The sequence below is a fragment of the Ensifer sp. MJa1 genome (assembly GCF_037026475.1).
GTDB lineage: Bacteria > Pseudomonadota > Alphaproteobacteria > Rhizobiales > Rhizobiaceae > Ensifer.
In genome coordinates, this window is the sequence record NZ_JAKUMO010000006.1 from 229,321 (window position 1) to 242,186 (window position 12,866).

Here is a 12,866-nt window from a genome sequence, read left to right on the forward strand (position 1 = left end):
TTGCCCTGCACCCCGTTCCGTCTCTTCTGGCTTAGGACGGCATGTCGCGGGAGAGCGGCTCCGGCGAGCCCATGCGGCCGTCGGGCAGCTTCATCGTGGTGCAGGTGCCGCCGTCGACGAACTTCCAGGCATTGCCCTGATAGTCGACCGTGGACGTCGCCTGGCACGTAGTGCCTGGGCCGGCGGCGCAATCGTTCTGGCCCTTGAGGGCGACGCCGAAGCATTTCTCCTTGCCCGCATCCATAGCGCTTTTGACCTGTGCTTCGGTGAGCGGGCCCGCAACGGCGAGCGACGACAGGGCGGCAGCGACTGCGCTTGCCAGCATTGCGCTGCTGATCGTGGACTTCATGGACATCATTGTATCTCCGTGTTGAACTGTTCCCGTGCGTCCATTTCGGATGCACATCGGGTCTTTCGTCGCGGAGGCGGACAGCGTTACATAACGTTGGCAACACGCTTTCGTGATGTCTTCGCGAGCAGTCACGATCATGTCAGCCGGCTTGAGAAGACAGGCCGTGCGAATTTTGAAATGAGCGTGTAACAAACGCTTGGGAATCGGCGAATGGGGAGGAAGGGCGCGGGTGAGCGGCGCGGACGACGAACATCTCGCAAGCCTCCTGCGCGGCGCCGTGGCCGGTGACGAAAAGGCCTATGGCGATTTCCTGCGCGAGGCAGCGCTCGCTATCCGCGGCTGGGCGCGGCGATGGACCGCCGGCGGCGGCGTCGATGCGGAAGACATCGTGCAGGAGGCGCTCTTGGCGGTGCACGTCAAGCGCCACACCTGGCGGGACGATGCGCCTGTAATCCCCTGGCTCCACGCGATCGCCAGGCACAAATTCGTCGACGCGGTCCGTCGGCAGGCCCGCCGGCCGACGGTCGGCATCGAGGACTATGAAGAGACGCTCGCAAGCGCTGAAACCGAAAAGGTCCGGGACTGGGAGATCGGCCGGGCGCTGGAGGGGCTGGCGCCCGGCCAGCGGTCGGTCGTCAACGCGATCTCGATCGATGGCTGCTCGGTGGCCGAGACGGCAAAGAGACTGGATATGAACGAGACGGCGGTCCGCGTGGCGCTACATCGCGGCCTTGCGGCAATCGCCCGCCGGTTTGGACGAGACTGAAGATGGATACGAACGACCTGATCAAGGCCCTTGCTGCAGACAACCGGCGACCCGGCTTATCGATGAGTGCTGCCTGGAAGGGGGCTGCAGCCGGGGCACTCGTGCTCGCCGGGCTCGTCTTCTTCATCATGCTCGGACCGCGGCCGGACATCGCAAGCGCGGTCGAGACGGTGCGCTTCCTGTTCAAGTTCGTTGTCACCGTTGCTTTGGCGGCGGCGGCCTCTGCGGCCCTGCGCGTCGCCGCCTGGCCGGAAGCCGAGTTGCGCCGGCTGCTGCCTTATCTCTGCATTGCGCCGTTGCTGCTGGTCGCCGGCGTTGTGCTGGAGCTTATCGTCCTGCCTTCCGACGCCTGGGGTGCAAGGCTCATAGGGACGAACAGCCTGCTTTGCCTGACCTTCATTCCTCTGATTGGCCTGGCGCCGCTTGCGCTTTTCCTGCTCGCCTTGCGCCATGGGGCTCCATCGCGCCCGATGCTGTCAGGCGCTCTGGCAGGACTTGCCGCCGGCGGCGTCGCTGCAACCTTCTATGCGGCCCACTGCCCCGACGACTCGCCGCTGTTTGTTGCGACCTGGTACACGATCGCGATCTTCGGCCTGACGCTGCTCGGGGGGCTCGGAGCCCGCTGGGCTGTCCGCTGGTAGGCCGACGCTCCGGCGCGCGATCAGGCCGAAGCTGTGGTGAAAAACAAAAAAGGCCGGCAATGCCGACCTTTTCTCGTTCGCTGCGTCACACTGCCAGTACATCCGTGGTCAGCGTTTTCGCGCGAGCCGTGCCCGGAGCCTTCGGTAATCTTCGGGCTCCACGGGCAATCCGTTGAGGCCTATGTGTGGTGTATCGCTTGCGGTTTCAAGTCCCCCGGTACGATGTTTGTGGCTTGCGCGACTGTTGCAAACAGGCCGCAGCCGCGACGATTGGCGCCATGGCAAGATTTCTGCACTTGGCGGTTGCGCGCGATTCGCCTATAGGTCGTCTTCCGGCAACCAATCAGGGAGGTTTCAAAAGATGCCAGCTTTTTCTTTCTCCCTACGGGGCGGCGTACAGTTCTGAGCTGGACGCAGAAGGGCACTTTCGCCTTTCCGTCTTTTCCAGGTCGGACTTCGTCTCGCTGACCTTGGCCCGTCCTCCCTGGAGGATGCTGCCAAACCCATGATGCCGCATCGGAAGCTGGGTTCCTTTTTTCGGCATATTCCGTTCTGAATTCGTTTTGAGGCCGATGCACGCGCGTCGGGCAAATATTATGGCTTTTACACGTTTCGACCTGCGCGGCGGTGCGTTCCGCAGCGTTCTTGGTTTCACTTGGGTTCATTGGAAGCGGCAGCCGCTGCGCATCAGCGTCATTCTCGCGATGGTGCTTTTGTCGACGCTCGCCGACGTCCTGACGCCGCTCTATTCCGGCCGGCTGGTCGACGCCGTCGTTTCCGGCGCGGCGGCCGATCAGCTTGCCTGGGATGCGGCGCTTGCTGCCTTCTGGATGCTGATGGCGCTCTCGCTCGGCGCGATTATCCTCAGGCATTTCACCTTCCTGGGGGTCACTGATTTGACCCTCAAGATGATGGCCGACATCGCGTCCGCCGCTTTCTATCGCATCCAGCGCTTCTCGACCGACTGGCACGCCAACAGCTTTGCCGGCTCGACGGTCCGCAAGGTGACGCGCGGCATGTGGGCGCTCGATCTTCTGAACGACACGCTGCTCGTGGCGCTGTTCCCATCCGTCGTGATGCTCGTCGGCTCCACCGTGCTGATGGCGCTCTACTGGCCGATGATGGGTGTCATCATCGGTATCGGTTCGGTCGTCTTCATCGTGGTGACGATCGCGCTTTCGCTCGGTTATGTCGCACCAATGGCGAGCCTTGCCAACCGCTGGGACACCAAGCTCGGCGGTGCGCTCGCCGATGCGGTGAGCTGCAACATCGTCGTCAAGGGCTTCGGCGCGGAGAGCCGGGAGGATGCGCGCCTTGCCAAGGTCCTTGCCAAGTGGCGGGATCGCACGCGCCGCACCTGGATCCGAGGAACGACCAACGGCACGACGCAGGGCGCAATGCTACTTGTCCTGCGCGCAGCGGTGATCGGCTTTGCGCTGCTGTTGTGGTCGCGCGGGCAGGCGACGGCGGGTGACATCACCTTCGTGCTCACCTCGTTCTTCATCCTGCAGGGGTACCTGCGTGAAGTCGGACAGCACATCCGCAACCTGCAGCGCTCGATCAACGACATGGAAGAGCTTGTCGACATTCATGGTCAGTCGCTCGGCATCGAGGACAAGGCGGGCGCCAAGCCGATCCGGATCACCGATGGCCGCATCGAATTCAGGGATGTGACCTTCCACTACGGTGCGCACCGCAAGCCGCTCTATGACCGGTTCTCGGTGACGATCCGGGAGGGCGAGCGTGTCGGTCTCGTCGGGCACTCCGGTTCGGGCAAGACGACCTTCGTCAAGCTGATCCAGCGCCTGCACGACCTGAAATCGGGCGAGATCCGGATCGATGGCCAGGACATTTCCTCTGTGGCGCAGACGTCGCTGCGCCAGCAGATCGCGATCGTCCAGCAGGAGCCGATCCTGTTCCATCGCTCGTTGGCGGAGAACATCGCCTATGCGCGGCCGGAAGCGACGCAGAGCGAGATCGAGAAGGCGGCGAAGCTTGCAAGCGCCCACGACTTCATAACGTCGCTGCCGAAAGGCTACGGCACGCTGGTGGGTGAACGTGGCGTCAAGCTCTCGGGCGGCGAGCGTCAGCGTATCGCCATTGCGCGCGCCTTCCTGGCGGATGCACCGATCCTGATCCTCGACGAGGCGACATCGAGCCTCGATTCAGAATCGGAGGTCTTGATCCAGCAGGCGATGGAGCGGCTGATGCTCGGGCGAACGACACTGGTGATCGCCCACCGCCTGTCGACGGTCAGGGCGCTCGACCGGTTGCTCGTCTTCGATCACGGGCGGATCGCCGAGGAGGGCACGCACGACGCGCTGATCCGCCTCGACGGCGGCATCTACCGCGGTCTCTTCGAGCGCCAGGCACTGGAACTGACCAAGGGACTGGTGCTGAACGACCAGTAAGTCATCGGCCTATCGTGCCGCTGAAGCTTTCTTCGCCGCGTCCGTTGGGCGCGGCGAAGATTTATGCCGGCTGGGAAAGCCAGCGATCGATGCCGCGCGCGGCGGCACGGCCCGTGGCAAAGCAGGCGGTCAAGAGATAGCCGCCGGTCGGCGCCTCCCAATCGATCATCTCACCGGCGACGAAGGTGCCGGGCAGGGCCTTCAGCATGTAATCGTCGTCGATCGCGTCCCAGGTTACTCCGCCAGCGGACGAGATGGCCTCGGCGATCGGGCGAGGGCGCAACAGCGGTATCGGCAGGGTCTTGATCAGGGCTGCGAGATCCGGTGGGCTCATTCCGGCAGCTTCGGGCACCAGTTCGCGCAACAGCGCCGCCTTCACACCCTCAAGACCGGCGCCCTTGCGCAGCCGATTGGAAAAGCTGGTCTTGCTGTCGAAGCGGCCAAGGTCTTTCGTCAGCCTGGCGGCATACCGCCCGGGCGCGAGGTCAATCACCAAGTCTGCCTTCTTGCCGCTCCAAAGACGGTCTCGGAGTACCGCCGCATGGGCATAGACAAGGCTGCCTTCGATGCCCTGCCTGGATATGACGAACTCGCCTGGAATGGTCCCGGCGCCGGATGTGGCGGTGACGCCCTTCAGCGCGGCGCCGGCGAAACGGTCGCGGAAAATCTCGCTCCAGTCGACGTCGAAGCCGCAATTGGCGGGCTGGAAGGCCGAGATGGCGAGGCCTTTCTCCTTCAGCCAAGGAAGCCACAAGGCGTCCGACCCGAGGCGCGGGTAGCTTGCGCCGCCGAGTGCGAGCAAGGTGGCGTCGGCACTGACATGTTTTGTGCCATCCGGTGTGTCGAAGACGAGCCTGTCGCCGTCAAACCCGATCCAGCGGTGCCGCGTCAGGATCTGAACGCCGCGGCCTTCCAGGGATTTCAGCCATGCACGCAACAGGGGTGACGCTTTCATCGCCTCGGGAAAGACGCGCCCCGAGGAGCCAATGAAGGTTTCGGTGCCGAGCTCCGCCGCCCATCGCCTGACATCGCCGGGCGTGAAGGCGTCAAGCGCTGCGCGCAATCTTGGCGAGGCGCTGCCGAAGCGTGTGGCAAAGGCAGCATAGTCTTCGGAGTGCGTGATGTTGAGGCCGGATTTTCCGGCAAGCAGGAACTTGCGCGCCACCGTCGGCATGCTGTCATAGACGGTGACGGCGTGGCCGCGTTCCGACAAAACCTCAGAGGCCATGAGCCCGCTTGGCCCGCCGCCGATGACGGCGATGTTCTTTTGTCCCATGCGCTTGCCCGGTCACAGTTTTCACGTTGCCGCACTCTTGGCCCGGCAGCGCGCGGCGTGCAACCCCGTTGCGCACAGGCTTAGCGATGACCGGCGCCATTGAGCTTGCGCTCCAGCCACAGGCTGTAGCGCGAGCCGGTAAAGCAGATCGCGAAATAGACCAGGGCAGCGAAGATGTAGGCCTCGCTGTAGAAGCCAAGCCAGTTGGGATCGGTGGCCGACGTCTTGGCGGCATTCAGCAGGTCGTAGAAGCCGATGACGGCAAGCAGCGAGGTGTTGAGTACAATTCCGATCGACAGGTTGACGATCGCCGGGATAACGGCCCTTAAGGCCTGCGGCAGTACCACCAGCCTGAGCATCTGGATCTGGCTCAAGCCAACAGACAGCGCCGCCTCCTTCTGGCCCGCCGGAATCACCTGCAATCCGGCGCGGATAATAGGCATGTTTGTGCGAAATTGGCGCGAGTGACGAAACAGATTTCGCCGCCTCGTTTTTGCCGGGAACATTTTGAACAAGGGAGCAATCGGCTGGTCGCGAGCCGCGTCGCGCTCAACGTGGGCGCTCATGCAGCCGCCGATCGGCAGCAAAGGTGCAGCGTCGACCGTCAGCAGTACCCCAGGGCTGTGCCTCTTGTTGACATTGGCGGAAGTACCTAGGTTCCGCCCGTCGATTGGTTTATCTCGTTGGTGATGCAGCTCTTCGCAGGAAAATGGCGGGAAAAAGTAGGTTGGGGCGCGCCGATTTCGGTGGGCCTGCACCTCGTCGTTGCCGTCTTCCTGTTGTTCGACCTGCCGCTGGAACTGCCGACGCCGCCGAAGGAGCAGACGGTCAACGTCGAGCTCGTTCCGCCTCCTGAGGTAAAGGAAGAGAAAAAGGCGGAACCGAAGGAGGCTGAAGAGAAAAAGCCCGCGCCGAAGAAGGGCGAGGAGAAGAAGACCGAGCAGCCAAAGCCGCAGCCCAAACCCAAGCCGCAGCCGAAGGCAGACCCGAAGCCGGAACCCAAGCCGGCGCAGCAACCGCCTCAGTCCTTCGCTTCGGCCATGGCCAAGACCAAACAGGACAACAAGGAGGCCGAGCTTCCGCCGGCTGCGCGCGAAACTGCGCAAAAGACAGAGACCTCCGAGCCGGCAAAGGCCGTGGAGAGCAAGGAAAAGCCGGTGGACGAGCCGGCGAAGGTGCCTCCGATCGAGAAAAAAGAGCCGACCAAGGAACCGAAACCCCTGTCGACACTTGCCGTGCCCGCGAAGTCACCTGACAACGCCACACAGAAAGCGGATGAAAAGGCTGCGGCGACTGTGACAGAGGCCAGCCGTGAGCCAAAAGAAATGCCTGAGGCCAAAGAGCAGAAGGTCAAGTCGGAACAGGAAGACGTACGCGCGAAACCGGCCGATGCTGCGGCAAAGGTCGAACTCAAGCCTGTTCCCAGCAAGCTAACCGAAGCAAAAGAATTGTACTCTGCAAAATCGATTGCCGATCCGCGGGTAAAACAGGCCTTGATCAATCTACCGGTCAAGAAGCGGATTCTACAGCTGTGCAATCTGGAAGCGCTGGAACAGATCCGCAGTCAACGGCCGGATACCCCGCCCGAAGGACTGGTGCCCTTCGGGCCGAAGGGCGGCTTCATCACGAAAAACCGAATGGACGCCAGCGGCGGCGCCTATCAGAACAAAGCGAATTGGTACGACGTCGACTTCAAATGCGTCGTCAACGAAGATGCGACCGAGGTGACCTCCTTCAGCATCGCTATCGGTGGGCAAGTGCCGAAAGCTGCCTGGAGGCAGCGGCGGCTGCCGGGGAATTGACCCTTGGGACATGAAGGGCGGTCAGGATCTTCTCCTGAGCCTCATGCCGTAATCACAACCCACCTCTTTGCAGCGCTTGTTGCCAGACGTCACCGGCCGCTGCGCTGCTGATAGTCGTTTGCCTGCCAGACCCCTTGAGGCCCGGCAGGCGCAGATGCGAGTTGCCTCCCGCACTGATCTTGGCCCGTTACTCGGCGGCCTGCAGCGTCCGTTCGCGGTAGACGGACACCAGCGAGGTGCCGAGCATCGCTGCGACTGCTGCGAAGAGGAAGACACCGGCGGGGCCCTGAAGTTCGACGAGAAGACCACCGAGGATCGCACCGGTGGAGATGGCGATCTGGAAGGTCGTCAGCGTGGCGGCTCCGGCACCTTCGGCCTCGTCGCCGGCAGCCCGGCTCAGGAACGACTGGACGCTGACCGGCAGCGCACCGAAGGCAAAGCCCCAGGCAGCCGTGGCAACGATGGCGACGGCCGGCAGTGCGCCGGCAAGCGCCAGTGTCAGGGTCGTGACGGCAACGCCGGCTGCTGCCGACATCATCGACAGCCGGGTGCTGCGCTCGGCCAGGAAGCCGCCGGCAATGTTGCCGAAGAAACCGCCGATGCCGAAGGCGAGCAGGATGGCGGTGATCGCTTCGACGCCGAACTGCGGCACCTGTTCAAGGAACGGGCGAACATAGGTGAAGCCGGCGAAATGCCCGGTGACGACCAAGAGGATCGTTGCAAGGCCGAGACGGATTGCGGGGCGCTTCAACACGTTGAGGATCGTGTCGAGGCCGGTTGATCCGACAGGCGGAAGGCGCGGTACCGTCAGCGCCTGGACGACGAAGGTGACGATGCCGACGGCCGCGGCCAGCAGGAAGGCATAGCGCCAGCCGAGCGTCGCACCGATCCAGGCGCCGACCGGCGCCGCACAGACCGTTGCGATCGATACACCCGACATGATGATCGCCATCGCCCGCGGCATCAGCCGGCCGGGAACAAGCCGCATGGCAAGCGCCAGTGACAATGCCCAGAAACCGCCGAGCCCGATACCGAGCAGGAAACGTGCAGCAAGCAGCATCGGCAGGCTGGTCGCAAAGCCGGCGATCAGGCTCGAAATGACCAGAAGGGCCGTCAGCGTCAGAAGCACGGTGCGCCGGTCGAAGCGGCCGGTGTAGACGACGATTGCCGGGCCGGCGATGGCCGCGACGACCGCCGTGGTGGTGACGGACTGGCCGGCGGCGCCAACCGTCACGCCGAGGTCGGCGGACATCGGCGTCAGAAGGCTTGCCGGCAAGAACTCTGCCGTAACCAGGCCGAAAACCCCGAGCGACAGCGAAACGACGGCCGCCCATAGCGGCTTGTCCCGTTCATCCGCCTGTCCCGTGGGCTTGGCGACAATTCCATCCATGACTTTCATCTCCATTGCAGGTGATGACGAAAATATGCATGGCGACTTGGAGTTTCTATGCTAGAAAATCCAAAACACTGTGCCGATTGTCCAATGATGGAATGCGAGATGAGCGATGCACTTACCGAGATCCTGCGCGGTCTGAGGCTCGACGGCGTTGAATATGGGCGTTGCCAACCCTGCGCGCCATGGGCAACCTCCTATCCGACCGAGGAACCGGCTCGATTTCACTTTCTTGCTGCGGGTTCGGCCCACCTTCAGACACCGGATGGTGCATGGATGGAACTGAGGCCCGGAGACGCCGTGCTGTTTCCTCGTGGTGATGCGCATGTGCTTGCCAGCAAGCCGGGGCTGCCGGCCATCTCGATCCGCGATCTGCCGAAGCGGCAGCTTTGCGACGGCATCGTCGATGTGCAATGCCCGAACTCGGACAGCCAGAACCTTCTGTTTTTTGCAGTGATGCAGTTCAACGTCGACCGGCTGCATCCTTTGCTGCAACTGATGCCCTCGGTCATGCGCACCAGTGATCTGGCATCGAGCGAGCCGTCGATCCCGTCGCTTCTCGATACCATGACGCGCGAGGCGGCGATGCAGCGGGTTGGTTCGGGCGGTATCCTGGCGCGGCTCGCAGACGTCTTGACCGCGACGATCATCCGCGCCTGGGTGGAGCATGGCTGCGGTACTGCGACGGGTTGGCTGGCCGCGGTCCGGCATCCCGAAGTCGGCCGCGTTCTTGCCGCCATTCACCTTGATCCGACGAAGGACTGGACGGTGCCGGAACTGGCAAAGCTCATGGGCGCGTCGCGCTCGGGCTTCGCCCAACGTTTCGCCGATACGGTCGGCGAGACGCCGGCCCGCTACGTCGCGCGGATGCGCATGCACCAGGCGCATCAATGGCTGCGCGAGGGCAAGCGTGTCGCCCATGTCGCCAACCGTCTCGGCTACGATTCGGAAGCCTCCTTCAGCCGCGCCTTCCGCAAGATCATGGGCGCGCCGCCGAGCCATTCCCGCAGCCTGATGTCGACCTCCGATCAACTGGCGTCGTGATCTGCTGGGGGCTCGCGTCTTAGAGCTTTGCGGTGAATTCGGCCCTGGCACCGTGGTCTCGCGCCGTCGAGCCAAGCTGGCCCGCCAGTTGCAGGCTTCTCATGAAACTATTCCATTTTTGCGATGCCGTTTTGCCCTCGGTAAGGATAGGGTCCGCGACGAAATGGCTGTGCGCGACCGCATGGACGGGCGGAGCGGCAGGGAAGGGAGCGCCATGACAGAGGACAAACGCTTGCGACTTCGGGATCTGGGCTTTCAGCCGGGCGCCTATGAAACTGGCCCCTTGAATGCGATCACTGACGTCGAAGGCATCATGGTCGGTCACGCGACCGTCGTTGAAGGAGATCGCATCCGCACCGGCGCGACTGCCATCCTGCCGCATGGCGGCAACCTTTTTCAGGACAAGGTGCCGGCGGCGCTCGCCGTGCTCAACGGTTTCGGCAAGTTCGCAGGCTCCACGCAGATCGAAGAGCTCGGCGAAATCGAAACACCTGTCGTCCTCACCAACACGCTGGCGACGGGCCGCGCCATCGAGGCGGTGATCCGTTGGACTTTGTCTCGGCCGGGCAACGAGAAGGTGGTGTCGCTGAACGCGGTCGTGGGCGAGACCAACGATTCCCGTCTCAACGATATCCGCGCCGGCCGACCGACGATCGACGAAATCAGTCTCGCGCTAGCCACTGCCGAGCGTGGCCCTGTCGAGGAGGGGGCGGTCGGTGCAGGAACAGGTACCGTGGCCTTCGGTCTCAAGGGTGGCATCGGCACGAGCTCGCGCTGCGTCAAGACGGCTGGAGAGAACTTCACCCTTGGGGTGCTTGTTCAGTCCAATTATGGCGGCCACCTCTCTGTCTGCGGTCACGCCTACGAGGCGCCGGCTGCGCACGACCGGGACGGCTCGATCGTCATCATCGTTGCAACCGACGCGCCGCTCTCGGCGCGCAACCTGAAGCGCCTTGCCGAGCGCGCTTTCGGCGGCCTGGCGCGCACGGGTGCGGCACTCAGCAACGGCTCCGGCGACTATGCGCTTGCGTTCTCGACAGCGGCTTCCGTCCGGCGCACGAAGGCACGGCGCGCGACGATCGCCGACTATCCTGATCTACCCAATGACCTGATGTCGCCGCTGTTCGAGGCCACAATCGAAGCCACGGAAGAGGCGATCCTCAATTCGATGACAATGGCGCAGACGACGAGCGGCCACAATGCCGCGAGCGGCAAGCCCAGCCGGATCGATGCGATCTCGCTTGAACGGCTTCGCGCCCTTTCTGAAAAGTGAACCCGTATTCGCGGATTGCGGCGTCCCGTCGGCAATCCGCGCCCAATGCTCAACCCTTCCGGAGCCTCCATGTCGCAAGCACCCCTTCGCACCGTCTATCTCAACGGGCAGTTTTTGCCGGAGAACGAGGCGCGCCTCTCGATCTTCGACCGCGGCTTTCTCTTCGGCGATGGCATTTATGAAGTGACCGCCGTGCTCGATGGCAAGCTGATCGACAGTCCCCCGCACATGGCGCGGCTGGAGCGTTCGGCGCGTGAAATCGACGTGCCGTTGCCGGTTACGACTGAGGAGATCGTCGCCATCGAAAAACGGCTGATTGAGGAGAACGGCCTTGTCGAAGGCGTCGTCTATCTGCAACTCACCCGCGGGGCGGAAGACCGGAATTTCCTGTTTTCGGCGGACCTCCAGCCGACGCTGCTGCTTTTCACCCAGGAAAAGACGCTGGTGAATGTCGCTGCGGCCGAGAAGGGGCTTTCGATCAAGTCCGTTCCTGATCAACGCTGGGCGCGGCGTGACATCAAGAGCGTGTGCCTGCTGCCGCAGGTGATCGCCAAGCGCATCGCCAAAGCTGAAGGCTGCGATGAGGCCTGGATGATCGAGGATGGTTTCGTCACGGAGGGGGCGTCGTCGACCGCATACATCATCACCGCGGACAACCGCATCGTCACGCGCGGCAACAGCCAACAGACCTTGCCGGGCTGCACGCGGCTCGCCGCCCTGGCCTTGGCAGCCGAACAGGGACTGACGCTCGAAGAGAGGGCCTTCACGCTCGAAGAGGCGCTGAATGCCCGTGAAGCCTGCCTGACCAGTGCCTCGAACTTCGTCGCTCCGATCACCCGCATCGACGGCAACCCGGTCGGATCAGGCGTGCCGGGGCCGATCGTCAAACGCCTGCGGGAACTCTATCTCGAGAACGCGCGGCGAACGGCGATCTAGATGTCGTCGCTGTCGCTTAGGCGGCGTCCAGGCTCTGCCAGACGCGTCCAACGACCGGGCGGCGGTTCTCCCTGGCGCGATAAAGCCGGATTTCGACGCTGACGTCCCAGCGCGGATCGGCGGCTCGGGCCAGGGAGCCCTTTTCGAGCTCGGCTGTCATCAGGCTTTCGGGCACCCAGGCAATACCCCAGCCGGCCTCGGCCATGGCCCTCAGCCCGACGGACATGCTGCCCTCGTGCACGCGTTGCGAAGGTGGCAGGTCGGAAGCGATCAACTCGTGCAGGAGCAGCCCGAAGAACGATGATTTCTCGTAACTCAAGTGCGGGAAGGGCTTTGCGCCGCCTTCAAGCTGGTGCAACGGCGCGCCTGTCTCATCCGCTGCCGTGACCGGGACAATACGTTCGTGCCCGAGTACGCGATGTTCGAACGCTCGCGGATCGAGCAGGTGGGGAACTTGCGTATGGGCATAGGTGAGCAGGAAGTCGCACTCGCCGTCGACGAGTGAATCGAGGGTTTCGTCCATGCTGCCGGAGTCCGGCCGAAGCCGGGAGAAGAGCGGGCCAGCCTTGGCATTGACGCGGGTTATCCAGCCGGGAAAGAAGGTGAAGGACAGCGTGTGCAGCGCCGTCAGCCGGATCGTGCGGGCGTCGGCGCCTTCTTCCTCCTGCAGATCGCGGCGCGACTGATAAAGCTGCTTCAGCGTCGCCTGCGCCACGGGCACGAACTTCGCACCGGCCTCGGTAAGGCGAGACGGATAGGTTGCCCGGTCGACCAGTGTCGTGCCGAGCCAGGCCTCCAGTTGCCGGATTCGGCGGCTGAAGGCCGATTGGGTAACATGGCGCTCGTCCGCCGCCTTGGAGAAGTTCAGCGTGTTGGCGAGCGCCAGAAAGTCCTCAAGCCATTTGATTTCCAAGGCATGCACTCCAGAAGTCCGGTTTCCCTCGGCCATCAACGCGGGATCGGGCTTCTTTG

12 protein-coding genes are annotated in these 12,866 nt (G+C 63.4%); 7 read left to right on the forward strand and 5 right to left on the reverse strand.

Annotation, left to right across the window (positions count from 1 at the left end; genetic code table 11):
• Positions 1 to 31: 31 nt before the first annotated feature.
• The gene (locus MKZ91_RS11035) at positions 32 to 355 is read right to left on the reverse strand and encodes a BufA1 family periplasmic bufferin-type metallophore (RefSeq protein WP_336170915.1); all 324 of its coding nucleotides are present in this window, start codon (positions 353 to 355) and stop codon (positions 32 to 34) included.
• Positions 356 to 581: 226 nt separating this feature from the next.
• Between MKZ91_RS11035 and MKZ91_RS11040 the strand changes: the two genes are divergently transcribed.
• The 3 genes from MKZ91_RS11040 to MKZ91_RS11050 all read left to right on the forward strand — a co-directional run bounded on the left by MKZ91_RS11040 (position 582) and on the right by MKZ91_RS11050 (position 4,170).
• Positions 582 to 1,118, forward strand: coding sequence for a sigma-70 family RNA polymerase sigma factor (locus tag MKZ91_RS11040; RefSeq protein WP_336170916.1), 537 nt, complete (start codon positions 582 to 584; stop codon positions 1,116 to 1,118).
• Between the two features lie 2 nt (positions 1,119 to 1,120).
• On the forward strand, positions 1,121 to 1,759 hold the full coding sequence (locus MKZ91_RS11045; RefSeq protein WP_336170918.1) for an NrsF family protein: 639 nt from the start codon (positions 1,121 to 1,123) through the stop codon (positions 1,757 to 1,759).
• 596 nt (positions 1,760 to 2,355) lie between these two features.
• A complete protein-coding gene (locus MKZ91_RS11050) occupies positions 2,356 to 4,170 on the forward strand; it encodes an ABC transporter ATP-binding protein (protein ID WP_336170919.1) in 1,815 nt (604 codons plus the stop codon).
• A gap of 61 nt (positions 4,171 to 4,231) precedes the next feature.
• Here MKZ91_RS11050 and MKZ91_RS11055 read toward each other — a convergent pair whose 3' ends face one another.
• The gene (locus tag MKZ91_RS11055) at positions 4,232 to 5,446 is read right to left on the reverse strand and encodes a TIGR03862 family flavoprotein (RefSeq protein ID WP_336170920.1); all 1,215 of its coding nucleotides are present in this window, start codon (positions 5,444 to 5,446) and stop codon (positions 4,232 to 4,234) included.
• 80 nt (positions 5,447 to 5,526) lie between these two features.
• A complete protein-coding gene (locus MKZ91_RS11060) occupies positions 5,527 to 6,033 on the reverse strand; it encodes an ABC transporter permease subunit (protein ID WP_336170921.1) in 507 nt (168 codons plus the stop codon).
• Positions 6,034 to 6,135: 102 nt separating this feature from the next.
• Here MKZ91_RS11060 and MKZ91_RS11065 point away from each other — a divergent pair, with 102 nt between their 5' ends.
• Positions 6,136 to 7,248 carry a DUF930 domain-containing protein gene (locus MKZ91_RS11065; RefSeq protein ID WP_336170996.1) on the forward strand — a complete coding sequence of 371 codons (1,113 nt, stop codon included), beginning with the start codon at positions 6,136 to 6,138 and terminating at the stop codon, positions 7,246 to 7,248.
• A gap of 187 nt (positions 7,249 to 7,435) precedes the next feature.
• Here MKZ91_RS11065 and MKZ91_RS11070 read toward each other — a convergent pair whose 3' ends face one another.
• Positions 7,436 to 8,638, reverse strand: coding sequence for an MFS transporter (locus MKZ91_RS11070; RefSeq protein WP_336170922.1), 1,203 nt, complete (start codon positions 8,636 to 8,638; stop codon positions 7,436 to 7,438).
• A 108-nt stretch (positions 8,639 to 8,746) separates the two neighbouring features.
• Between MKZ91_RS11070 and MKZ91_RS11075 the strand changes: the two genes are divergently transcribed.
• From MKZ91_RS11075 to MKZ91_RS11085, 3 genes are all read left to right on the forward strand, one after another.
• Positions 8,747 to 9,685, forward strand: a complete 939-nt coding sequence (locus tag MKZ91_RS11075; RefSeq protein ID WP_336170923.1) for an AraC family transcriptional regulator — start codon at positions 8,747 to 8,749, stop codon at positions 9,683 to 9,685.
• Between the two features lie 214 nt (positions 9,686 to 9,899).
• Positions 9,900 to 10,958, forward strand: a complete 1,059-nt coding sequence (locus MKZ91_RS11080) for a DmpA family aminopeptidase (protein ID WP_336170924.1) — start codon at positions 9,900 to 9,902, stop codon at positions 10,956 to 10,958.
• 45 nt (positions 10,959 to 11,003) lie between these two features.
• Complete coding sequence (locus tag MKZ91_RS11085; protein WP_442892247.1) at positions 11,004 to 11,894, forward strand: D-amino-acid transaminase; 891 nt, start codon at positions 11,004 to 11,006, stop codon at positions 11,892 to 11,894.
• Between the two features lie 16 nt (positions 11,895 to 11,910).
• Here MKZ91_RS11085 and MKZ91_RS11090 read toward each other — a convergent pair whose 3' ends face one another.
• Positions 11,911 to 12,807 (reverse strand): LysR family transcriptional regulator, encoded by an 897-nt coding sequence (locus MKZ91_RS11090; RefSeq protein ID WP_336170926.1) that lies wholly within the window; start codon positions 12,805 to 12,807, stop codon positions 11,911 to 11,913.
• Between the last annotated feature and the right edge of the window lie 59 nt (positions 12,808 to 12,866).